This window comes from Streptomyces sp. NPDC002776 (genome assembly GCF_053592195.1).
On sequence record NZ_JBSFVG010000005.1, the window covers coordinates 213,791 to 235,498 of the forward strand.

Sequence of the window (21,708 nt, forward strand, 5' to 3'; positions counted from 1 at the left end):
CTGCTTGACTTTTTGGCCCCCTGAGATGTCTATCGGGGGGATGCTGCTGCGCTTGTGCGGGCCCGGAAACGCGCCCGTCACCCGGCTCACGCGTTTCTCAGGCATCCCTGACACAGATCTGACCCGCGTCTCACGCGAGACACAGTCACCGGCCCGACGATCACGGGCATGGAGTCCTGCAGAGCGCGTCGGCGCCGTGTGCCCCTGCTGTACGTCGCCCTCGCCTCCGCGGCCGTGGTCGGCGCCATGACGGCGCAGCCGCACTCGGCTCCGGGCGCGGGGAGCGCCGTATCGTCGTCGGCGACGCCCTCCGGGGTCGCGGCGAGCGGGGAGGCATCCGTGGAATCGGTGGCGTGGCCGACGGTGGACCGGGACGGGCTGCTGGCGGACGCCATGGAGTCCGTCGCCGTGGCGGAGGGCGCGGAGGTGTCGGTGGCGGTGCTGGACCTGGACTCCGGCGCGAGCGCCAGGTACGGGGACGGTTCCTTCGACACGGCGAGCATCGTGAAGGTCGACATCCTGGCGGCGCTGCTGCTCCGGGCCCAGGACGAGGGGCGGGCGCTGACCTCGGCGGAGAAGGCGCATGCCACCGCGATGATCGAGCGCAGCGACAACGCCTCCGCGTCGGCCCTGTGGGAGACGATCGGCAGGGCGCAGGGGCTGGCCGCCGCGAACGAGCGGTTCGGGCTGCGGGCCACCGAGGGCGGCGACGGGACGCTGTGGGGGCTGACGCAGACCACGGCGGCGGATCAACTCGTGCTGCTCCAGCAGGTGTTCGGGGAGGAGTCGGAGCTGGGCGAGGCGTCGCGGTCGTATCTGCGAGGGCTGATGGGGCGGATAGCCGTGGATCAGCGGTGGGGTGTCTCGGCGGTGGCGGACGGTTCGCGGTGGGCGCTGAAGAACGGGTGGCTGCCGCGGAGCACGACGGGGCTGTGGGACGTCAACAGCATCGGGCGGGTGACGGTGGACGGGCGGGAGTGTCTGATGGCCGTGCTGTCCAACGGCAACGCGACGAAGGCCGCGGGGGTCGCGCTGGTCGAGGCGGCGGCGAAGGCGGCGGTGCCGGTGCTGGCGAGGGGCTAGAAGCGGCCTCGGTGCTCGCGGGGCTAGAAGCGGGCCCGGTGGTCGTCCTGCCGGGGGCGCCGGCCTCGCCACAGGACGATCGCCGCGACCAGCAGGACGCCTCCGGTGCCGCCCGCCAGGGGGGCCGCCCAGCCCGTGGCGTCGTCCGAGGCCTTACGGGTGTCGGGACCCGGGCCGAAGTACTCGTCGCCGTGTCCCCTGGCCCGCAGGCCCGCCGGTTTGAGGCCGGCGGCCTTCGCGATGGCGGCGGCGGGGTCGATGAAGCCGTAGCCGCGGGAGTCGTCGCGGCCGTCGGCGGGGGCGTTGCGGGCCGTGTCCTCCAGGAGCTTCTTGATCTGGGCCGGGTCCAGGCCCGGGTGGGCGGACTTGACCAGGGCCACCGCGCCGGAGACGAAGGCCGCGGCGGCGCTGGTGCCCCAGCCCTCGTAGTACTTGCGGTCCGGGTCGGCGATCACGACGTCGACGCCGGGGGCGCTGACCGTGGCGTACCAGCGGCGGGTGGAGAAGGAGGCGCGGGTGCCGAACTTGTCGACGGCGGTGGCGGCGATGACGCCCGGATAGGCGGCCGGGTAGGAGATGTGGTCGCCCTTCTCGCCGCCGTTGCCGGCCGAGGCGACGACGACGGCGCCCTTGCGCAGGGCGTACTGGACGGCCTCGTCCTCGGCGGGTTCGGGGTGCGCGGACTTGGAGTCGTCGCCCAGGGAGAGGTTGATGACGTCGGCGCCGTGGTCGGCGGCCCAGCGGATGCCCTCGGCGAGGGCGTTGCCGCGGGTGGTGCGGGCCTTGGCGCGGGCCGGGTCGCCGTCCTCCAGGATCACGCGGACGGGGAGGATCCTGGCCTCGGGGGCGATGCCCAGTACGCCGCCGCCGTTGCCGGGGCCGTGTCCGTGGCCCGCGATGATGCCGGCCATGGCGGTGCCGTGGCGGGCCCAGGCGCGGTCGCCGCGTTGCGCTCCGAAGCCGACCATGTCCTTGCCGGGCAGGACGTTGCCGGCGAGGTCGGGGTGCTCGTCGTCGACGCCGGTGTCGAGGACGGCGACGGTGATGCCCTCGCCCTGGGTGGTCTGCCAGGCCTCGTCGGTGTGCATGGCTTCCAGGGCCCACTGCTGGCCGCGGATGCCGTCGGCGTGGGCGGCGGTGGACGGGACCAGGGCGAGGGAGGCGGCGAGGAGGACACCGAGCAGGCCCGTGCGGCGGGCGCGGGCGGCGGTCATGAGGCCGGCTCCGTGGCGTAGGGGCCGACGTGCTTGCGCAGGGCGCGTTCGACGCGGTCGGCGAGGCCCTTCGCCTCGTGGCCGAGGCCGGCCTGGGCGGGGGCCGTGGTGGCGCCGGACTCCATGGCGTCCTCGGCGGGCTGCGGCTCGTCGACGTCGCGGCCGTCGGCCCAGCCGGAGACGGAGTAGACGACGACCGGGGCGTCGGTGAGGACGGACACGGTCCAGGTGGCGCGCTGGTCGCTGTCGAAGCCGGGGCCGTACGGGCGGGGCATGAGGTCGGTACGGCTGTCCAGGCCCTCCTCGGTGAACCGCTCGGCGAGGGAGGTCATTGCGGTGGCGTCGGCCTTGGTGAAGAGCAGGCCGACGGTGGTGACGTAGGTCTGGGTGGCGTCGGTGTAGGTGGCGCGCAGGAGCCGCTGGCAGCCGACGGGGGCGAGGGCCTTGCGCAGGAGCGGGTCGAAGGCGTCCGCGCAGCCGCTGTCCGGGGCGACGGCGATCCGGGTCCAGGTGCGGTCGGCGCCGCCCGGGCCGGCGCCCTGCCCCTTGACGCTCGCCGGGAACAGCTGATCGACGGGGAGGCTGTGCCACAGGCTACGGGCGGCGACGAAATCGTCCCGGGAACCGGCGGCCTCGGAGTCCCCGACGAGCCAGCTCCCGGTGACGGCTCCCCCGACGAGTCCGAGCCCCAGCACGAGACAGGCGGCGACGGCGGCCACCCGGCCCCCGCGCCCCCGCGTCCGCCCTCCCCCGTCGTACCCCTCGGGCTCCCCGAACGACACCACGGGCCGCTCCCGCGGCGCCGCCACGGGAGCACTCCAGGAAAACGCAGGATCGGGCCCCGCCCCCTCACCCGGAACGGGCCGCAATCGCCGAGTGGTCTCCGAGCCGGCCTCAGGGTGACGGCTACCGGAACGCCCGACCTGGTGAGCCGAGGAACCGGTGACCTGCGGAGGCACGGTGGGAGGTCCCTGCGAGGGGCCGGGCGCGGCGGGGCGGGGCGGGACGGCGGGAGCTGCCGGAACCGTGCGACGCGAGGAATCAGGCGCGCCAGGCGAAGGCGGGGTGGCGGACGGAACCGTGCGACGCGAGGAGTCAGGCGCGCCAGGCGAAGGCGGGGTGGCGGACGGGGCCGGGCAATGCGAGGCGGCAGGCGCGCCAGGCGAAGGAGTGGACGGGGCCTGGCGATGCGACTGCGAGGAAGCAGGCGCGTCTGGCCGGGGCGGGGTAGCGGACGCGGGTGTGGCGGGGCGCGCCGGAGCGACGGCAGGGGTAGACGCCGGGCGCGGGGGCATGCCCGCCGGGCCAACCGGAGCGGAGCTCGGGCGCTGTGACGCGCCGTCTGCGGCAGCGGGGCCGGAGGCCGGGCGAGGGGGGAGGCCCTCGGAAGCAGTCTGAGCCGGAACCGACGGCGAATCCGCGCCTGGGCGCTGGGGCGGGGCCCCGAAAACCGTCGAGCGACCTGAAGCCGAGGGCGCAGCAGAATCCGAACGCTGGCCCGCGCCACCGGCGGCAGCCGGGCTCGATGCTGGGCGGGGCGGAACCGGCGGCGGAGCCGAGGCCGGATAGTGGGCCCCGCCATCAGCAACAGCGGGGCTCGACGCCGGACGCGGGGACACCTCGTCGGAAGCCGTCGGGCGAGGGACAGCCGAGCCCGGCCGCTCGGGCGCCGGGCGCCGGAGCGGGCTCTCGAAAACCGGCGGGCGCGCCGAAGCGGCGTCCGGGCGCTGGGCCGCGCCGCGGGAGGCAGTCGGGCTGGCAGCCGGACGCGGGGGCAGGCCGTCGGAAGCCGTCGGACGAGCCGAGGGCGAAGCGGCATCCGCGCGGCGGGCTACGCCACCGGCGGCAGCCGGGCTCGATGCTGGGCGGGGCGGAACCGACGGCGACGGCGCGCCCGGGCGCCGAGGCGTGCCGTCGAAAAATGTCGGGACGGACGGAACCGACGGCGGAACCGCGCCCGGGTGCCGAGGCGTGCCATCGGAGGATGTCGGGGTGGCCGGAACCGGCGGCGGGGCCGCGCCGGCGGGGGTAGCCGGGCTTGACGCCGGGCGGGGCGGGACCGACTCCGCGGGGGGAAGGGTCGTGTCCGGGAAGCGGGCGGAGGGGGTGCGGAGGGTCGGGAAGCGGGAGTCCTGCGCAGTCGGCGCGCTCTCGCCCTCCCCCGACCCGGGCGTCGGCTGGCAGGCGCGCTGCGCTTCCGTGTTCATGCGCCCCCCGTTTCCTCGTACCCGGGCCTGGTGTCCTGCGCGGGCCCCGTTCCGTTCGCCCGAGCCCGGTGTCCCGGGCACCATCTACCCGCACGCGGAGCCCGGCATCCCGGCCCTCACATGCGTGCGCGTCACTCTACGGCTTGCCCCCGGCGCCGCGGGAACCAGTCCACGAGCCCGGCGCTTTAGCCCGGAACGTCCCCCTACCCTGCGGTAATCCAGTCTGGCAGGCTTCGTTCATGACTGCGCGCGCCGCCGACCGGGCCCGTTACGACCGGGCCACCGCCCATCTCGACGCCCCCCTCGCGATCGTGGACCTGGACGCCTTCGACGCCAACGCGGACGACCTCGTCCGTCGCGCGGCAGGCAAGCCCATCCGCGTCGCCAGCAAGTCCGTACGCTGCCGTGCCCTGCTCGAACGCGTCCTCGCGCGCGACGGCTTCGCGGGGATCATGTCCTTCACCCTCGCCGAGTCCCTGTGGCTGGCCCGCTCCGGCTTCGACGACATCCTGCTCGCCTACCCGTCCGCCGACCGCGCCGGATTCGCCGAACTCACCAGCGATCCCAAGCTCGCCGGCGCCGTCACCGTGATGATCGACGACCCGGCCCAGCTCCGGCTCATCGACGACGCCCGCGACGGGGGACGTGAAGTCGTCCGGATTTGCCTGGAGTTGGACACCTCGCTGAGGCGGCTCGGCGGCCGGATCCGGGTCGGCGCCCGCCGCTCCCCGCTGCACACCCCGGGCCAAGTCGCCGACCTGGCGCGTCTCGTGGCCCGCCGGCCGGGGTTCGAGGTCGTCGGGCTCATGGCGTACGAGGGACACATCGCCGGCGTGGGCGACTCCGTCGCCGGGCACCCCCTGCGCTCACGTGCCGTCCGGCTGATGCAGGCCACCGCGCGCCGGGAACTCGCCGGGCGCCGGGCCGAGGTGGTGCGGGCTTTGCGGGCGGTGGCACCGGAGTTGGCCTTCGTCAACGGCGGCGGTACCGGCAGCGTCCAGCACACCGCCGCCGAGGACTGCGTCACCGAGATCGGCGCCGGGTCGGGACTCTACGTACCGCGGCTCTTCGACAACTACACATCCTTCCGCGGACGTCCGGCCGCCCTGTTCGCCCAGCCCGTGGTCCGGCGCCCCGGCGTCGGCGTCGTCACCGTCCTGGGCGGCGGCTACCCGGCCTCCGGTGCCGCGGGACCCGACCGGCTCCCGGTGCCGTACCTGCCGGAAGGGCTGCGCTACGACCCCCAGGAGGGCCCCGGCGAGGTCCAGACCCCGCTGCTCGGCTCCCCCGCCGACGACCTGCTCATCGGCGACAAGGTGTGGTTCCGGCACGCCAAGGCGGGCGAGCTGTGCGAACGCTTCGCGCAACTGCACCTCGTCGAGGGCGACACGGTGACGGCGACCGTCCCCACGTACCGAGGCGAGGGCCACACCTTCCTCTGACGCGTCTGCATCCCCCGGCCGGGTCCTACCCCTCGCCGGGGCCCACGCTGCTGCCCACTCCCCCGCCGCCGTCCGGGTCGGCGAAGGACCGGATGCCCTTGGTGATCCGGTCCATGTCGGCCAGGGGCGGTCCATCCGGGCCCGCGTCGAAGACGTAGCGCACGCAGACCGGTGACTCGGTGCCGACGCGGGACGGGAAGACCGTCGACTGGACGTAGCCGCCGGGGCCCTCGGCCGTGGTGACCCGCCAGCGCACGAACCAGCCGGCCCGGCCCGCCACCGCGACCGGGCCCGACGTGACGACCTCGTGGGACTCCATGCCGCCGTAGGGCCGCCTGCCGATCGTGTCGCGGTCGTACGCGGACTCGGCGGCGTCCTCGATGTCCTGCTCGGCCAGCACCCGCGGGGACCGCTCGTCGTTCTCGGTGACCGTCCGGGACATGACGAGGCCGTGGCGGCAGACGCCGTCGTCGCCGGGGCAGTCGTAGGTGCCGTCCGTGGTCATGACGACGTCGTCCTCGGCGACGTACTTCGGCCGGACCCAGCCGTCGAGCAACGGCAGGGTGATGCCGTTGAGTTCGTCGGTCACGACGGCCGGGTCGTCGGCGGACGGTTCGCTCTGGGTCGGGGTCGGCGAGGGAGGGGCCTCGGTGGAGTACGTGGGCGCCGTCTCCAGCTCCGCACCGCCCTGGTCCTCCCCCTGCCCCAGCACCACCGCGCCCGTGACGATCGCCGCCACGAGCACGACCGCCGCCGCGGTGACGGCGACGGCCCTGGACCGCCCGGAGGCTCCCGCGACCGGCATCGGCGCCGTCACCTCGGGGGTGCGCCGGTACTCGGTCCAGGCGGTTCCGTCCCACCAGCGCTCCAGGTGCGGGGCCTTGGGGTCGCGGTACCAGCCGGGTGGTGGCGTCATGCTCATGCAGGCACTGTAGGACGCGGCCTACAGCGGAGTGACGTACGCCCCCGAGATCCCGCCGTCCACCAGGAAGTCGGTGGCGTTGACGAAGGAGGAGTCGTCGCTGGCCAGGAAGGCGACGGCGGCGGCGATCTCCTCCGCCTCGGCGAACCGGCCGAGCGGGATGTGCACCAGGCGGCGCGCGGCGCGCTCGGGATCCTTGGCGAACAGCTCCTGCAGCAGCGGGGTGTTGACCGGCCCGGGGCAGAGCGCGTTGACGCGGATGCCCTCGCGCGCGAACTGCACGCCCAGCTCACGGGACATCGCGAGGACGCCGCCCTTGGAGGCCGTGTAGGAGATCTGGGACGTGGCCGCGCCCATCCGCGCCACGAAGGACGCGGTGTTGATGATCGAGCCCCTGCCCTGGCGCCGCATGTAGGGGATCGCGGCCTTGCAGCACAGGTAGACGGAGGTGAGGTTGACCTCCTGGACGCGCTTCCAGGCCTCCAGGCCGGTCTCCAGGATGGAGTCGTCGTCGGGCGGCGAGATCCCGGCGTTGTTGAAGGCGATGTCGACGCTGCCGTAGGTGTCGTGGGCCGTCCGGAACAGCGCCTCCACCTGCTCGGCGTCGGTGACGTCGACCTCGACGAAGGTGCCGCCCACCTCGTCCGCCGCCGCCTTGCCGCGCTGCTCGTCGACGTCGCCGCAGACCACGTGCGCGCCCTCGGAGGCGAGCCGGCGGACGGTGGCGAGACCGATGCCGCTGCCGGCTCCGGTGACGACGGCGGTACGGCCGACCAGTCGGCGGCAGACGGGCTGTTCGGTTGCTGAGGTTGATGAGGTCACTGTGCGGGGCCCTCCGTGCTGATGAAGACGTTCTTGGTCTCGGTGAAGACGGTCAGCGCGTCCGGGCCGAGCTCGCGGCCGACGCCGGACTGCTTGAAGCCGCCGAAGGGGGTCCAGTAGCGGACGCTGGAGTGGGAGTTGACGGACAGGTTGCCCGCGCGGACGGCTTGCGAGACGCGCAGGGCGCGGCCGACGTCCCGGGTCCAGATCGAGCCGGACAGGCCGTAGTCGGTGCCGTTGGCGAGCGCGACGGCCTCGGCCTCGTCCGCGAAGGGGAGGACGACGGCCACCGGCCCGAAGACCTCCTCGACGGCCACGCGCGCGTGCGGGTCGACGCCGGTGAGGACGGTGGGCGGGAACCAGAAGCCGGGGCCCTCGGGGGCCTTGCCGCGGATGCCGGCCGCGTCCGGGTCGACGTAGGAACTCACCCGCTCCAGCTGGGCCCTGGAGATCAGCGGGCCCATGTCCGTGGTCTCGTCCGCGGGGTCGCCCACGCGTACCGCCTCGATCGCCGGGCCCAGCAGCTCCAGGAAGCGGTCGTACACCGTCCGCTGGACGAGGATGCGGGTGCGGGCGCAGCAGTCCTGGCCGGAGTTGTCGAGGAAGGACATGGGGGTGGCCCGGGCGGCGGTTTCCAGGTCGGCGTCGGCGAAGACGATGTTGGGGCTCTTGCCGCCGAGTTCGAGGGTGACCCGCTTGAGGTGCGCGGCGCCCTTCGCCCACACCTGTCTGCCCACCGCCGTCGACCCGGTGAAGACGATCTTCGCGACGCCGGGGTGTTCCACCAGGGCGTTCCCGGCGACCGGACCGTGGCCGGGCAGCACCTGGAACAGGCCCTCGGGAAGACCGGCGGCCAGGGCCAGCTCCGCCAGTCGCAGAGCGGTCAGCGGGGTCGTCTCGGCGGGCTTGAGGAGCACGGCGTTGCCCGCGGCGAGCGCGGGCGCGGTGCCCCAGGCCGCGATGGGCATCGGGAAGTTCCAGGGCGCGATGACGCCGACGACGCCGAGCGGTTCGAGGAAGGTGACGTCGAGGCCGCCGGGGACCGGGATCTGGCGTCCGGTCAGGCGCTCCACGCCGCCCGCCGCGTAGTCGAGCAGATCACGGACGTTGCCCGCCTCCCAGCGGGCGTTGCCGATGGTGTGCCCTGCCTCACGGACCTCCGACTCGGCGAGTTCTTCGAGGTGTTCGTCCACGACGACGGCGAACCGGCGCAGCAGCCGGGCCCGGTCGGCGGGGGCGAGGGCCGCCCAGGCGGTCTGGGCGCGGGCGGCCCGTACGACGGCCGCGTCGACGTCCGCCGCGGACGCCGCCGGGACGGTGGCGACCACCTCTTCGGTGGCCGGGTTCAGTACCTGGAGCTGGTCGGACACAGCGGGCCTCACATGCGTTCGAAGGAGCGGCGCAGCTCCCAGTCGGTGACCGCGGCGTCGTAGGCGTCGGTCTCGACGCGCGCCATGTTCCGGTAGTGCGCGACGACCTCGTCGCCGAAGGCGGCCCGGGCGATGGGGCTGTTCTCCCAGAGCTCGGCGGCCTCGCGCAGGGTGGTCGGGACGTGCTGGTACCCGGCGGTGTAGGCGTTGCCGGCGCAGGCCTCGGGCAGCTGGAGCTTGTGCTCGACGCCGTACAGGCCCGCCGCCACCATGCCCGCGACCGCGAGATGGGGGTTGACGTCGCCGCCGGGGAGACGGTTCTCGAAGCGCAGCGAGCGGCCGTGGCCGACCACGCGCAGGGCGCAGGTGCGGTTGTCCTGCCCCCAGGCGACGGCGGTCGGCGCGAAGGAGCCGGGCTGGAACCGCTTGTAGGAGTTGATGTGGGGGGCGTAGAGGAGGGAGAAGTCGCGCAGGGCCGCCAGCTGTCCGGCGAGGAAGTGCCGCATGACCTCGGACATCCCGTCGGGCCCGGCCATGGCGTTGTCACCGGCCTCGTCCGTGAGCGAGAGGTGGATGTGGCAGGAGTTGCCCTCGCGCTCGTTGTACTTGGCCATGAAGGTCAGGGACATGCCCTCCTGGGCGGCGATCTCCTTGGCGCCGGTCTTGTAGATGGCGTGCTGGTCGCAGGTGACCAGGGCCTCGTCGTAGCGGAAGACGATCTCGTGCTGGCCGGGGTTGCACTCGCCCTTGGCGGACTCGACGGTGAGTCCGGCGCCGGCCATCTCGTTGCGGATGCGGCGCAGCAGGGGTTCGATGCGGCCGGTGCCGAGGACGGAGTAGTCGATGTTGTACTGGTTGGCCGGGGTCAGGCCCCGGTAGCCCGCGTCCCAGGCCTGCTCGTAGGTGTCCTTGAAGACGATGAACTCCAGCTCGGTGCCGACCTGGGCGGTGAGCCCGAGCCCGGCGAGGCGCTCCAGTTGCCGCCGCAGGATCTGGCGCGGGGCGGCGACGACCGGGGAGCCGTCCTCCCAGGCGAGGTCGGCGATGACCATGGCCGTGCCGGCGTTCCAGGGGACGCGGCGCAGGGTGGTCAGGTCCGCGTGCATCGCGAAGTCGCCGTAGCCGCGGTCCCAGGACGACATGGCGTAGCCGTCCACGGTGTTCATCTCGGTGTCGACGGCGAGCAGGTAGTTGCAGCCCTCGGTGCCGTGGTGCAGTACCTCGTCGAGGAAGAAGCGCGCGGCGAACCGCTTGCCCTGGAGCCGCCCCTGCATGTCCGGGAAGGCCAGGACGACGGTGTCGATCTCACCGCCGGCGACGAGGGCGTGCAGCTCCTCGACGCCGAGCGGCGGTGTGCGGTCTGCCACGGGAAAGCCTCCTTAAGGCTTCTTCGGTCAGCTCCGGAGCCATAAGGTATTGCTCAGAACCATTGCTTGGGAAGGGGGCACGGCCGGATGTCGGTGGAGACGGAACCGGGCCCGGAGGACCGGCTCACCCCGGTGCTGCGGCCGGTGCGGGCGGGCAACGGCTTCGAGGAGGCGCTGGAGCAGATCCTCCAGGTGGTCCGGCTCGGTCTGGTGCCGGGCGGCGAGCGGCTGCCGGCCGAGCGGGAGCTGGCGGAGCGGCTCGGCATCAGCCGGGTGACGCTGCGCGAGGTGCTCAAGGTGCTCCAGGACCAGGGCCTGGTGGAGTCCCGGCGCGGGCGGTACGGCGGAACGTTCGTGCTTCCGCGCGCGGACGCCGCCGGCGAGGACGAGCTGCGCCGCCGGATCGCCTCGGTGGACATCGAGGACGTGCTGCGCTTCCGGGAGGTGCTGGAGGTGGGCGCGGCCGGGCTGTGCGCGGCGCACGGGCTGAGCGGGGAGCAGCGGGAGCGGCTGCGCGGCGCGCTGGCCCGCACCCGGGACGCGCCGCTGGGCGACTACCGGCGCCGGGACACGCTGCTGCACCTCACGCTGGCCGAGCTGTGCGGTTCACCGACGCTGACCGCGCAGTACGCGGCGGTGCGGGCGACGGTGAACGAACTGCTGGACTGCATCCCGATCCTGGTCCGCAACCTGGAGCACTCGCAGCGGCAGCACGCGGCGCTGGTGGAGGCGGTGCTGGACGGGGACGCGGACGCGGCGCGGGAGATCATGCGGGAGCACTGCTCGGGAACCGCGGCCCTGCTCAGGGGGTTCCTGACGTGAGGCAAAGGTATGAGAACGGTCCATTGAAAGGGCGGGGCATGCCGGACAGGCCGCTGATCGGGGTCAGTACGTATCTGGAGACCGCCGCGCGCTGGGGCGTGTGGGAGCTGGAGGCGGCGCTGCTGCCGGCCGGCTATCCGCGGCTGGTGCAGCGGGCGGGCGGGCTCGCGGTGATGCTGCCGCCGGACGTCCCGGAGCACGCGGCGGCGACGGTGGCCCGGCTCGACGGGCTGGTGATCGCGGGCGGACCCGATGTGGAGCCGGTGCGCTACGGCGTCGAGCGCGATCCGCGGACGGGACCTCCGGCGCGGGAGCGGGACGCGTGGGAACTGGCCCTGATCGAGGCCGCGTTGGCCGCGCGGGTGCCGCTGCTCGGGATCTGCCGGGGCATGCAGCTGCTGAACGTCGCCCTCGGCGGCACGCTGGTGCAGCATCTGGAGGGCCACGCCGAGCTGGTCGGCATCTTCGGCCGGCACCCGGTCAAGCCGGTCCCGGGCACGCTGTACGCCGGTATCGCCCCGGAGGAGACGAGTGTGCCGACGTACCACCACCAGTCGGTGGACCGTCTCGGCGCGGGGCTCGTCCCGTCGGCCCATGCGGCGGACGGCACTCTGGAAGCCGTGGAACTGCCCGGGGAGCACTGGGTATTGGGCGTGCAGTGGCACCCGGAGATGGGTGAGGACGTGCGGGTGATGAGGGCACTGGTGGAAGCGAGCCGCACGGCCACGCCCTGAAGGGAGAGCCCGGCGCGGCACTCAGCCCCGCGTCAGATGCAGCAGATCCCGCGCCGGACCCACCGGCCGGTGCCCCGTCGGCCACACCGCTCGCAGGTCCCGGGCCAGCGACACGTCCGCCACCGGGATGCTCACCAGGCGGCGCATGGACAACTCCTCGCGGACGGCGAGTTCGCTCAGCACGGCGGGCCCCGCCCCGCTCACCGCCGCCGCCTTCACCGCCGTGGTGGAGGAGAGCTCGATCAGCGGGCGGGCCAGGCCGCCCAGGGCCGTGTCCAGGACCTGCCGGGTGCCCGAGCCCTTCTCGCGGAGGATCAGCGGGGTGGCCGCCAACTCCTCGGGGGTGAGCGGGCGTCGGCGGCGGGCCCAGGGGTGGCCGGGGGCGGTGACGACGATCAGCCGGTCGTGGGCGATGACCACCGAGTCCAGGCCCGTCGGGACCGTCAGGCCCTCGATGAAGCCCAGGTCCGCCTCGTCGGCGAGCAGCCGTTCGGCCACCGCGGCCGAGTTGCCCGCGAGCAGCGACACCGCGGTGTCCGGGCGGCCCGCGCGCAGGGCCAGGAGCCAGCCCGGCAGCAGGTACTCGGCGATCGTCATGCTCGCCGCCACCCGCAGCCGGGAGTCCCTCCGGTCCCGCAGCGCCTGCGCGCCCACGTCGAAGGCCTCCGCCGCCTCCACGATCCGCCGCGCCCAGTCGGTCACCAGCGCACCGGCGTCGGTCAGCCGTGAGCCCCGCGGTGAGCGGTCCACCAGCGCCACCCCGAGCTGCCGTTCCATCGACCGGATCCGGCTGCTGGCCGCGGGCTGGGTGATGCCCAGTTCCCGGGCCGCCCCGCCCAGACTGCCCAGCCGGGCCACCGCCAGCAGCAGTTCGAGGGCGCCGAGATCCGGGACTCGATGGGCCAGGGAGGTCGTCACCGCACTACTCATAAAGCCAGCTTATGTCCTCATAGAGACGTCCTCCCTGGTGGTGGGCGTCGAGGGGCGGGACGGTGGCAGCATGGTCACCGCCGCCCCGACCCTCCCCCGTGCCCCGGCCGTCCGTCACCTCGGACCGAACTGGTACGCCTCCGTGATGGGAACCGCCATCGTCGCCACCGCCGGCGCCGGGCTTCCCGTGCCCCGGCCGCTGTGCGCCGCCGTGTGGGCGCTCTCCGCGCTCCTGCTGGCCGCCCTGCTCGCCGCCCGCGCCCTGCACTGGGTCCACCACCGCGACCAGGCCCGCGCCCACCTCATGGACCCGGCGACGGCCCCCTTCTACGGCTGCCTCGCCATGGCCCTGCTGGCCGTCGGGGGCGGCGCCCTGGCCGTCGGCCGGGACTGGATCGGCATCGGAGCGGCGGTCGCGCTGGACGTCGTGCTGTTCACGGCCGGCACGGCTGTCGGACTCGCGGCGGCGGTGACCGTCCCGTACCTGATGGCCGTACGGCATCGGGTCGAGCCGCGTCAGGCCACGCCGGTCTGGCTGCTGCCGCTCGTGGCGCCCATGGTGTCCGCGGCCCTCGGCCCGTCGCTGGTGCCGTACCTGCCCGCCGGACAGGCCCGGACGACGCTGCTGCTGGCCTGTGTCGCGCTGTTCGGGCTGAGCCTCCTGGCGACCCTGCTGATGCTGCCGCTGGTCTTCGCGCGTCTGATCACCACCGGCCCGCTGCCGCTCGCACTGACCCCCACCCTGTTCCTGGTGCTGGGTCCGCTGGGCCAGTCGACCACCGCGGTCGGCAACTTCGCCGATCACGCGCCGGGCGTCGTACCGGCCCCGTACAGCGAGGGCTTCGATGTACTGGCCGTGCTGTACGGCGTGCCGGTCATGGGCTTCGCGCTGCTCTGGCTCGGTCTCGCCACCGCCCACGTCGTGCGCGCCCGCCGGCATGGCATGCGGTTCGCGATGACCTGGTGGGCCTTCACCTTCCCGGTGGGCACCTGCGTCACCGGCGCCGAGTCCCTGGCCCGGCACACCGGCCTGGTGGTCTACGACGGCCTGGCCGCCGTGCTCTACGCCCTCCTGGTCACCGCCTGGCTGACAGCCACGGTATGCACCGCACGCGGCCTCCGCACCGGCGCACTGCTCGCGGGGCCAGGCCCGGCGCGGCTCAGCGGCGCACTGCCCGCAGGGCCGCGCCCAGCACGTCCGGCGCCTCGGTCAGAGACGGGCCGTACCAGGTCAGGTGCCGGCCGCTGAGCAGCGCGCAGGGCCGGCCGGGGAAGGCCTCGGGGCCGTCGTCGGGGGTGAAGCGGTAGGGCTCGTCCGGGAGGACGACGACGTCGGGGGCCGCCGCCCGCAGCTCCTCCAGCGGGACGCGCGGATAGCGGTCCTCGTGCGTCGCGTACAGGTGGTCCACGCCGAGGCGGGCCAGGACGTCGCCGGCGAAGGTGTCGCGGCCCAGCACCATCCAGGGGCGCCGCCAGACCGGCACCACGGCGGTCGTACGGCGGTCGGAGGGCCGCAGCGCCGACCAGGTCCGCTCGGCCTCGTCGAGCCAGCGGGGCCGGGACCCGGTGCCGCAGGCGGTGAGCACCCGGTCCAGTTCCCGGAACGCCCCCGGCACATCGCGGATCCCGGTCACGAGCACCTCGATCCCGGCCGCCCGCAGGGCCGCGAGGTCGGGGGCGCGGTTCTCCTCCTCATTGGCGATCACCAGGTCGGGGGCGAGTGCGGCGATCCGCTCGATCCCGGGGTTCTTGGTGCCGCCGATCCGGGCCACGCCGAGGCCCGCCGGATGCGTGCACCAGTCCGTGGCGCCGACCAGGACGCCGGGGGCCGAGAGGGCCACGGCCTCCGTCAGGGACGGCACCAGGGAGACCACGCGCATCAGCGCGGCCGGTCCTGGACCGCCTCGATGTGCTCGGCCACCGCGACGACCACCACCCGGGTCTCCGGCACCGTGGCCCGCCAGCGATGGCGGACCCCGCCGGTGAGGTACAGGGTGTCGCCGCGGCCGAGCCGGTAGGCGCGTCCCTCCGCCTCGATCTCCACGGCGCCGTCGGCGACGTACATCAACTGGTCGTTGCGGTACTGGAACTCGCGTCCCGCCTCATGGTCCCCGGTGAACTCCGAGGCATGCATCTGATGGTGACCGCGCACCAGGGACCGCGTGCGCGGCTCGGGGGCCACCTCGGCGCACTCCGAGCGGACCACGTCCACGCTGCACGCCGGGTCGGCCGCGGCGAGGAGTTCGACGGCCGTGGTGCGCAGGGCGTCGGCGAGCTTCTCCAGGGAGCTTCTGCTCGGGCGGGCGCGGTCGTTCTCCACCTGGCTCAGGAAGGGCACCGACAGGCCGCTGCGCTCGGCCACGACGGCGAGGGTGAGCTCCAGCGCGCGACGCCGCCGCCGTACGGCCGCGCCCACCCGCAGGGGCTGCTCTTTGTGGTCGCCCATCGCTCCGGCTCCCTCCTTCACCCGTCGTCCGGTGCCGACTCCTCTGGTGAGTTCTCTGCACCCTACGCATGTTCGGCAAACCGTTTCCCACGCCCGACACATCGACGACACACGGCGGGAGCCGGACCTCACAGTTCGCGCCATCGTCCGGCCCCGGCCGGCCCGCCGCCGCGGGCACCGCCCGCCGCACCGGCGCCCGGGTCCCGGGCGAAGCGGCAGGTCGGCCCGGTGAACGACATCCCCTCACCCTACTTGGCCGGATATCGCGCACAAAGAGCGCGCACAAAGAGAAGGCGGGCGTCCGGCACCGTCAGGTGTGCCGGACGCCCGCCGTATTCGGGGGTTCAGGCCGCGGGGGTCATGCGGTCGACCATCTCCGGGTGCTCCTCGAGCCACGCGGCGACGGCCTCCTCCTCATGCCCCTGACCACGGTCCTTGATCTCACGCTCCAGGGTGCCGAGCTCGTCCTCGCTCATCCTGAAGTTCTTGATCCACTTCGTGAGCTGGGGGTACCGCTCGGGGAAGTCCTTGTTGGAGATCGTCCGGATCGTGTTGCCCCCACCGAAGAACTTCCGCGGGTCCTTCAGCTTGGTCAGCTCGTACTCGCTGTACGCCCAGTGCGGGGACCACAGCACGACGGCGATGGGCTCCTTCTTGGCGTAGGCGCGCTTGAGCTCGGCCAGCATCGCGGGCGTGGAGCCGTCGACGACCTGGTACTCGTCGTCCAGCCCGTACCCGGGAAGCACCTTGGCCTTGAGCAGGTTCATCTCCCCGGTGCCGGGCTCGATGCCGACGATCTTCCCGTCGAAGGTGTCCGCCTTGCCCTTCAGGTCCGCCAGCGAGTCGATGCCCTTCACATAGGACGGCACGGCGAGCTCCAGCGAGGTCGGTTCGTACCAGGTCCCCAGGTCGTGGAGGTTGTCCTTGCTCTTGTCCCAGTAGTTCTTCTGCGCGTACGGCAGCCAGGCGTCGAAGTTGAGATCGAGGTCGCCGGAGGCGAGGCCGGTGTAGACGGGGCCGACGTCCATCTGCTTGAGGTTCAGCCGGTAGCCGCGCCGCTCCAGGACGTTCTTCCACAGGTAGGTGACGGCGATGTCCTCGTCCCAGGGGAACCAGGCCACGTCCAGCGGGCGCTTCGCCTCGGGCGGGGTCTGGGTTTCCTTGACCGGCGCGAGCTTGTCGACGAGCCCCGGCTCACCCTTCAGCCAGGCCCGTACGGCGTCCTGCTGCCGGCCCTTGCCGGCCTTGTTCATCTCCGACTCCAGCCCGGTGAGCTGCTCCTCGGTGAGCTTGAAGTCCTTCAGCCACTCACCGACGACCGGGTTCTCCTCGGCGAAGCCCTTGCGGGACAGGGTGTGCACCCCGTCGCCCTCGCCCCAGGCACCCTTGGGGTCCTTGAGCTTCTTCAGCTTGTAGTCGCTGTACGCCCAGTGCGGCGACCAGAGCGTGACGACGATCGGTTCCTTCTTGGCGTACGCCCGCTTGAGCTCGGCCAGCATGGCGGGCGTGGAGCTGTCGACGACCTTGAACTCCTGGTCCAGGCCGTACTCCTTCAGCACCTTGCTCTTGAGCAGGCTCATCATCCCGGCGCTGGACTCGATGCCGGTGATCCGGCCGTCGAACTGCCCGGCCTTGCCCTTGAGGTCCTCCAGCGAGTCGATGCCCTTCATATAGGCGGGCACGCTCAGTTCGAGGGAGGTCGGGCCGTACCAGGAGCCCAGGTCGTCCAGCTGGGAGCCGTACTTCTTCCAGTACTGCTCGTGGGTGGTGGGCAGCCAGGCGTCCGTCTGGAAGTCGACGTCGCCCTGGGCGAGGGAGGTGTAGAGGGGGCCCGCGTCGAACTGCTTGGCCTCGACCTCGTAGCCGCGCTGCTCCAGGATCTCCTTCCACAGGAAGGTGGAGGCGACGCCCTCGTCCCAGGGGATGTAGCCGATGCTGATCTTCTTGCCCTGGCCGACGTTGTCTCCGCCCGCGACGGGCTCGCTCTCGTCGGCGCCGCCGAAGACACCCATGCCACCCGCGACCAGCGCCAGCACCACGACACCGACCACGGCGACGGAGGCGCGGGGGCGGTACGACCAGATCCTCAGTCCCCGGGCGGCACGCGCCCGGGCGGCGGCGCGGCGGCCGAGCGGGGAGACCTGGGTGCCCAGCGCGCTGGTCATCCGGTCCAGGTAGATGGCGAGGATGACGATGGCGATGCCCGCCTCGGCGCCGAGGCCGATGTTGAGCTGGCCGATGGCCTCGTTGACGTCACCGCCGAGACCGCCGGTGCCGACCATGCCGGCGATGGCCGCCATGGACAGGCCGAGCATGATGACCTGGTTGACGCCCGCCATCACGGTGGGCAGGGCCAGCGGGAGCTGGACGCGCAGCAGGGTGTCGCGCGGGGTGGTGCCGAAGGCCTCGGCGGCCTCGACGAGCTCCTTGTCGACCTGGCGGATGCCCAGCTCGGTCATGCGCACACCGGGGGCGAGCGCGAAGACGAGGGTGGCGACGATGCCCGCGGCGGCGCCGCTGCCGAAGAAGAGGATCGCCGGGATCAGGTAGACCATGGCCGGCAGTGTCTGCATCAGGTCCAGGCCGGGCCGCACGATCGCGCTGACCCGGCTGGAGCGCGCCGCCCAGATGCCGAGCGGCACCGAGATCACCAGCGCGATGAGGGTGGCGACGAGGACCAGCGACAGGGTCACCATCGCGTCCTCCCACAGATCGAGGGAGATCACGAAGGCGAAGCCCACGAAGGTGAGGACCCCGGCGAGGGTGCCGCGCAGCCAGCACGCGATCACCGCGAAGATGCCGGTGAGCAGCAGCGGCTCGGGCGCCTGGAGGACGGCGTCGACGCCCTCGTAGGCGCCGCGGAAGACCTGCTCCAGGAAGTCGAACAGCCAGCCCATGTGGGTGGTGAGCCACTCGACCGCGTCGTTGACCCATGAACCGAACTGGATCCTAGGCACGGGCGGTCACCTTCTCTCCGTCCTTGTCCCGGGGGGCCGGGCACGGCTCGGGTTCGGCGGTCTCGTCGCCGAGGAAGCCGACGAGGCGCTGCCGGGGCACGACACCGACCAGCTGCTGCTGTCCGTCGAGCACCGCGACCGGGTGGGAGAGGCGGGCGCTGAGGGCGCACAAGTCGTGGAACGGGGTGTCGGGCGTCGCGGTCGCGCAGGCGCAGTCGGCCTCGTCGCCGCGGACCTCGCGGTTCATGACGGAGGAGGCGGTGAGCACCCGGGAGCGGTCGACGTCCTGGGTGAAGGAGGCGACGTAGTCGTCGGCGGGGCGCACCAGGATGTCCTCGGCGGTGCCGATCTGGACGATGCGGCCGTCGCGCATGACGGCGATGCGGTCGCCCAGGCGCATGGCCTCGTTGAGGTCGTGGGTGATGAAGACGATGGTCTTCTTCAGCTTCGTCTGCAGCTCCAGCAGCTGGTCCTGCATGTCGCGGCGGATCAGCGGGTCCAGCGCGCTGAAGGACTCGTCCATCAGCAGCAGGTCGGCGTCGGTGGCGAGCGCGCGGGCGAGGCCGACGCGCTGCTGCATGCCGCCGGACAGCTCGTCGGGCCAGGACTTCTCCCAGCCCTTCAGGCCGCACAGTTCGAGGGCCTCGGTGGCGCGCGCGAGCCGCTCCGCCTTGGGCACGCCCTGGACCTCCAGGCCGTAGGCGGCGTTCTCGACGACACTGCGGTGCGGGAAGAGCGCGAAGTGCTGGAAGACCATGCTGATCTTCCTGGCCCGGACCTCGCGCAGCTCGCGGGGGCTGAGCGCGGTCAGGTCCTGGCCGTCGAAGCGGACCTGTCCCGCGGTCGGCTCCAGCAGGCCGTTGAGCATCCGCAGCAGCGTGGACTTGCCGGAGCCGGACAGGCCCATGACGACGAAGATCTGGCCCGGTTCAACGGTGAAGGAGGCGTCGATGACGGCCGCGGTGGTGCCGTCGGCGCGCAGCTCCTCCCGGTCGGCCCCGGCTCGGAGCCGCTCCACTGCCTCGTCCTGTCGTCTCCCGAACACCTTGTGAAGATGTTCGGCTTCCAGCCTGGCTGACACGCGTACCTTCTCGTTCTCGACGGCAAAGGGCTCCATAAAGAGAGAGCGACGCGGCGCACGAGGCGGCATCGCTCCGGGGCGGCGCCTGCCCTTCCGCGTCGGACACAAACGCACAAGTGTTCCAGCCCACAGCCGACGCGCCTGACGCAACCCGTTGCGCCGGGACAGCCCCCTGTCAGTGGGGTACGGCATGATGCGGGGCGTGACCGGACGACTGATGCTCCTCGACACCGCCTCGCTCTACTTCCGCGCCTACTTCGGCGTGCCGGACTCCGTGAAGGCCCCGGACGGCACCCCGGTGAACGCCGTGCGCGGGCTGCTGGACTTCATCGACCGCCTGGTGAAGGACCACCGCCCGGACGCCCTGGTGGCCTGCATGGACGCCGACTGGCGGCCGCAGTGGCGGGTGGACCTGATCCCCTCGTACAAGGCGCACCGGGTCGCCGAGGAGCATGAGGCCGGCCCCGACGAGGAGGTCGTCCCGGACACCCTCTCGCCGCAGGTGCCGGTGATCGAGGCGGTCCTGGACGCACTCGGTATCGCGCGGGTGGGGGTCGCGGGGTACGAGGCGGACGATGTGATCGGCACGTTCACCGCGCGGGCGAAGGGCCCGGTGGACATCGTCACCGGGGACCGCGACCTGTACCAGCTGGTGGACGACGCGCGGGGGATCCGGGTGCTGTATCCGCTCAAGGGCGTGGCCTCGCTCCAGCTCACCGACGAGGCGTGGCTGCGCGAGAAGTACGGCGTCGACGGCCGCGGGTACGTGGATCTGGCGCTGCTGCGCGGCGACCCGAGCGACGGTCTGCCGGGGGTGCCGGGCATCGGGGAGAAGACGGCGGCCAAGCTGCTGACCGAGTTCGGGGACCTGGCCGGGATCATGGCGGCGGTGGACGATTCGAAGTCGAAGCTGACCCCGGCGCAGCGCAAGCGGCTCGACGAGGCACGGCCGTATGTAGCGGTGGCGCCGACGGTCGTGCGGGTCGCGGACGACGTACCGCTGCCGGACGTGGACACCGCGCTGCCGCGCACTCCGCAGGATCAGGCCGCGCTCCAGGGGCTGGCGGAGCGCTGGGGGCTTGGGGGATCTCTGCAGCGCCTGCTGACGACGCTGGCGGCGTGAAGGGCGTTCCCCCATCGAGTGAATGAGGTTCACTGGGCTGGGAATTCGTCCCTTGAATTCTCCTTCGCGCGCTTTGCCGCAGGAACCATTCGACGGGCCGAGGTGCTAACTTAGGTAACCCTAAGCTTATTCGAGGGAGGCCGTCATGGCAGAACGCCCTGCCCGCAAGCCGCGCAAGCCCCACGCCGCGCAGGTCGTCCGTACTGAACGGCTGACCCCGCACATGCAGCGCGTGGTGCTCGGCGGGGAGGGCCTGGCCGACTTCTCGGCCGACACCTGCACGGACCACTACGTGAAGCTCCTCTTCGGCCCCGACGGGGTCACCTACCCGGAGCCCTTCGACCTGGAGCGGATCCGGGCGGAGTTCCCCCGCGACCAGTGGCCGGTGACCCGCACCTACACCGTGCGCGCCTGGGATCCCCAGCACCGCGAGCTGACGCTGGACTTCGTGATCCACGGCGACGAGGGCCTCGCGGGACCCTGGGCCCTGCGCGCCCGGCCCGGGGAGACCGTGCGGTTCATGGGCCCGGGCGGCGCCTACGCCCCCGACGCCACCGCGGACTGGCATCTGTTCGTCGGCGACGAGAGCGCCCTGCCGGCCATCGCCTGCGCCCTGGAAGCGCTGCCCGCCGGCGCCAGGGCGTACGCCTTCGTGGAGATCGCGGGCCCGGAGGAGGAGCAGAAGATCGACTCCGACGTGCCAGTGAGCTGGCTGCACCGCGGGGACCGCCCGGTCGGCGCGGCCGTGACCGAGGCCGTCCGCGCGCTGCCCTTCCCCGAGGGCCGGGTGCACGCCTTCGTCCACGGCGAGGCGGCCTTCGTGAAGGACCTCCGCCGCCTGCTCCGCGTCGAACGGGAGATCCCCCGCGAGGACCTGTCGATCTCCGGCTACTGGCGCCTCGGCCACAACGAGGACGGCTGGCAGGCCTCGAAGCGCGAATGGAACGCCCGAATCGAAGCAGAACAGGAAGGCAAACCGGCCGCCTGATCCCTGGGGGAGGACGCGACGGGGCCCCATTGGCCCCCGCCCTGAGCGCCACCGCGGGCCCGCCGCCCTGAACCCCACCGCGGGCCCGCCGCCCTGAACCCCACCGCGGGCCCCCTGCCCTGAGCCCCACCGCATCGCCGCGGGAGACGCCCGCATGGAAACGCTGCATGAGCCCATCGGGCAGGCCTTACGCCCACCGC

Annotated in this window: 18 protein-coding genes; 7 read left to right on the forward strand and 11 right to left on the reverse strand. The window is 73.0% G+C overall.

All coding sequences use genetic code 11. The features are described 5' to 3' along the window. Positions 1 to 168 precede the first annotated feature (168 nt). Positions 169 to 1,083 carry a serine hydrolase gene (locus ACWD11_RS13060; RefSeq protein WP_451282931.1) on the forward strand — a complete coding sequence of 305 codons (915 nt, stop codon included), beginning with the start codon at positions 169 to 171 and terminating at the stop codon, positions 1,081 to 1,083. Between the two features lie 23 nt (positions 1,084 to 1,106). On the opposite strand, the gene mycP is transcribed toward ACWD11_RS13060, so the two are convergent. After that, positions 1,107 to 2,297, reverse strand: a complete 1,191-nt coding sequence (gene mycP, locus ACWD11_RS13065) for a type VII secretion-associated serine protease mycosin (protein WP_451282933.1) — start codon at positions 2,295 to 2,297, stop codon at positions 1,107 to 1,109. Then, positions 2,294 to 3,106 carry a hypothetical protein gene (locus ACWD11_RS13070; protein ID WP_389419333.1) on the reverse strand — a complete coding sequence of 271 codons (813 nt, stop codon included), beginning with the start codon at positions 3,104 to 3,106 and terminating at the stop codon, positions 2,294 to 2,296. The genes mycP and ACWD11_RS13070 overlap by 4 nt, the downstream gene beginning before the upstream one ends. A gap of 1,637 nt (positions 3,107 to 4,743) precedes the next feature. Here ACWD11_RS13070 and ACWD11_RS13075 point away from each other — a divergent pair. Further along, entirely contained in the window at positions 4,744 to 5,946 is a 1,203-nt protein-coding gene (locus ACWD11_RS13075; RefSeq protein WP_451282935.1) for an amino acid deaminase/aldolase, read from the forward strand. Between the two features lie 25 nt (positions 5,947 to 5,971). Here the strand turns inward: ACWD11_RS13075 and ACWD11_RS13080 are convergent, their stop codons facing one another. Genes ACWD11_RS13080 through ACWD11_RS13095 form a run of 4 tightly spaced genes read right to left on the reverse strand, consistent with a single transcriptional unit; the run spans position 5,972 to position 10,427 of the window. Next, positions 5,972 to 6,862, reverse strand: a complete 891-nt coding sequence (locus ACWD11_RS13080; RefSeq protein WP_451283130.1) for a DUF2510 domain-containing protein — start codon at positions 6,860 to 6,862, stop codon at positions 5,972 to 5,974. A gap of 27 nt (positions 6,863 to 6,889) precedes the next feature. Next, a complete protein-coding gene (locus tag ACWD11_RS13085) occupies positions 6,890 to 7,690 on the reverse strand; it encodes a 3-oxoacyl-ACP reductase (protein WP_389419335.1) in 801 nt (266 codons plus the stop codon). Continuing rightward, complete coding sequence (locus ACWD11_RS13090) at positions 7,687 to 9,060, reverse strand: aldehyde dehydrogenase family protein (protein WP_451282937.1); 1,374 nt, start codon at positions 9,058 to 9,060, stop codon at positions 7,687 to 7,689. Before ACWD11_RS13090 ends, ACWD11_RS13085 begins: the two co-directional genes overlap by 4 nt. An 8-nt stretch (positions 9,061 to 9,068) precedes the next feature. Continuing rightward, positions 9,069 to 10,427, reverse strand: a complete 1,359-nt coding sequence (locus tag ACWD11_RS13095; RefSeq protein ID WP_451282939.1) for a glutamine synthetase family protein — start codon at positions 10,425 to 10,427, stop codon at positions 9,069 to 9,071. 87 nt (positions 10,428 to 10,514) lie between these two features. Here ACWD11_RS13095 and ACWD11_RS13100 point away from each other — a divergent pair, with 87 nt between their 5' ends. Continuing rightward, on the forward strand, positions 10,515 to 11,249 hold the full coding sequence (locus ACWD11_RS13100; protein WP_389419338.1) for a FadR/GntR family transcriptional regulator: 735 nt from the start codon (positions 10,515 to 10,517) through the stop codon (positions 11,247 to 11,249). Between the two features lie 38 nt (positions 11,250 to 11,287). Beyond that, positions 11,288 to 11,983 carry a gamma-glutamyl-gamma-aminobutyrate hydrolase family protein gene (locus ACWD11_RS13105; protein WP_389419339.1) on the forward strand — a complete coding sequence of 232 codons (696 nt, stop codon included), beginning with the start codon at positions 11,288 to 11,290 and terminating at the stop codon, positions 11,981 to 11,983. 21 nt (positions 11,984 to 12,004) lie between these two features. Here ACWD11_RS13105 and ACWD11_RS13110 read toward each other — a convergent pair whose 3' ends face one another. After that, the gene (locus ACWD11_RS13110; protein ID WP_389419340.1) at positions 12,005 to 12,913 is read right to left on the reverse strand and encodes a LysR family transcriptional regulator; all 909 of its coding nucleotides are present in this window, start codon (positions 12,911 to 12,913) and stop codon (positions 12,005 to 12,007) included. Between the two features lie 70 nt (positions 12,914 to 12,983). Here ACWD11_RS13110 and ACWD11_RS13115 point away from each other — a divergent pair, with 70 nt between their 5' ends. Continuing rightward, positions 12,984 to 14,162 carry a TDT family transporter gene (locus ACWD11_RS13115; RefSeq protein WP_451282942.1) on the forward strand — a complete coding sequence of 393 codons (1,179 nt, stop codon included), beginning with the start codon at positions 12,984 to 12,986 and terminating at the stop codon, positions 14,160 to 14,162. Here the strand turns inward: ACWD11_RS13115 and ACWD11_RS13120 are convergent. The 4 genes from ACWD11_RS13120 to ACWD11_RS13135 form a co-directional block, all read right to left on the reverse strand. After that, positions 14,074 to 14,793 (reverse strand): helical backbone metal receptor, encoded by a 720-nt coding sequence (locus tag ACWD11_RS13120; protein ID WP_451282944.1) that lies wholly within the window; start codon positions 14,791 to 14,793, stop codon positions 14,074 to 14,076. The two genes, ACWD11_RS13115 and ACWD11_RS13120, sit on opposite strands and share 89 nt — an antisense overlap. After that, positions 14,793 to 15,359 carry a helix-turn-helix domain-containing protein gene (locus tag ACWD11_RS13125; RefSeq protein WP_389419343.1) on the reverse strand — a complete coding sequence of 189 codons (567 nt, stop codon included), beginning with the start codon at positions 15,357 to 15,359 and terminating at the stop codon, positions 14,793 to 14,795. Before ACWD11_RS13125 ends, ACWD11_RS13120 begins: the two co-directional genes overlap by 1 nt. Positions 15,360 to 15,703: 344 nt before the next feature. Next, positions 15,704 to 18,316, reverse strand: a complete 2,613-nt coding sequence (locus tag ACWD11_RS13130; protein ID WP_451282946.1) for an ABC transporter permease/substrate binding protein — start codon at positions 18,314 to 18,316, stop codon at positions 15,704 to 15,706. Then, positions 18,309 to 19,397: a quaternary amine ABC transporter ATP-binding protein gene (locus ACWD11_RS13135; protein WP_389419345.1), complete on the reverse strand. Its 1,089-nt coding sequence runs from the start codon at positions 19,395 to 19,397 to the stop codon at positions 18,309 to 18,311. The genes ACWD11_RS13130 and ACWD11_RS13135 overlap by 8 nt, the downstream gene beginning before the upstream one ends. Before the next feature lie 193 nt (positions 19,398 to 19,590). On the opposite strand from ACWD11_RS13135, the gene ACWD11_RS13140 reads away from it, so the two are divergent. Further along, positions 19,591 to 20,520, forward strand: a complete 930-nt coding sequence (locus ACWD11_RS13140; protein WP_389419528.1) for a 5'-3' exonuclease — start codon at positions 19,591 to 19,593, stop codon at positions 20,518 to 20,520. Between the two features lie 145 nt (positions 20,521 to 20,665). Next, a complete protein-coding gene (locus ACWD11_RS13145) occupies positions 20,666 to 21,508 on the forward strand; it encodes a siderophore-interacting protein (protein WP_389419346.1) in 843 nt (280 codons plus the stop codon). Positions 21,509 to 21,708 lie beyond the last annotated feature (200 nt).

What these genes read in the sequence shown, in the direction of transcription:
- ACWD11_RS13105 (WP_389419339.1), top strand. Translation starts at nt 11,288, where the DNA reads ATGCCGGACAGGCCGCTGATCGGGGTCAGTACGTATCTGGAGACCGCC.
- ACWD11_RS13100 (WP_389419338.1), top strand. Translation starts at nt 10,515, where the DNA reads ATGTCGGTGGAGACGGAACCGGGCCCGGAGGACCGGCTCACCCCGGTG.
- ACWD11_RS13115 (WP_451282942.1), top strand. Translation starts at nt 12,984, where the DNA reads ATGGTCACCGCCGCCCCGACCCTCCCCCGTGCCCCGGCCGTCCGTCAC.
- ACWD11_RS13145 (WP_389419346.1), top strand. Translation starts at nt 20,666, where the DNA reads ATGGCAGAACGCCCTGCCCGCAAGCCGCGCAAGCCCCACGCCGCGCAG.
- ACWD11_RS13110 (WP_389419340.1), bottom strand. Translation starts at nt 12,913, where the DNA reads ATGAGTAGTGCGGTGACGACCTCCCTGGCCCATCGAGTCCCGGATCTC.
- mycP (WP_451282933.1), bottom strand. Translation starts at nt 2,297, where the DNA reads ATGACCGCCGCCCGCGCCCGCCGCACGGGCCTGCTCGGTGTCCTCCTC.
- ACWD11_RS13120 (WP_451282944.1), bottom strand. Translation starts at nt 14,793, where the DNA reads ATGCGCGTGGTCTCCCTGGTGCCGTCCCTGACGGAGGCCGTGGCCCTC.
- ACWD11_RS13060 (WP_451282931.1), top strand. Translation starts at nt 169, where the DNA reads ATGGAGTCCTGCAGAGCGCGTCGGCGCCGTGTGCCCCTGCTGTACGTC.
- ACWD11_RS13080 (WP_451283130.1), bottom strand. Translation starts at nt 6,862, where the DNA reads ATGACGCCACCACCCGGCTGGTACCGCGACCCCAAGGCCCCGCACCTG.
- ACWD11_RS13140 (WP_389419528.1), top strand. Translation starts at nt 19,591, where the DNA reads ATGCGGGGCGTGACCGGACGACTGATGCTCCTCGACACCGCCTCGCTC.
- ACWD11_RS13125 (WP_389419343.1), bottom strand. Translation starts at nt 15,359, where the DNA reads ATGGGCGACCACAAAGAGCAGCCCCTGCGGGTGGGCGCGGCCGTACGG.
- ACWD11_RS13075 (WP_451282935.1), top strand. Translation starts at nt 4,744, where the DNA reads ATGACTGCGCGCGCCGCCGACCGGGCCCGTTACGACCGGGCCACCGCC.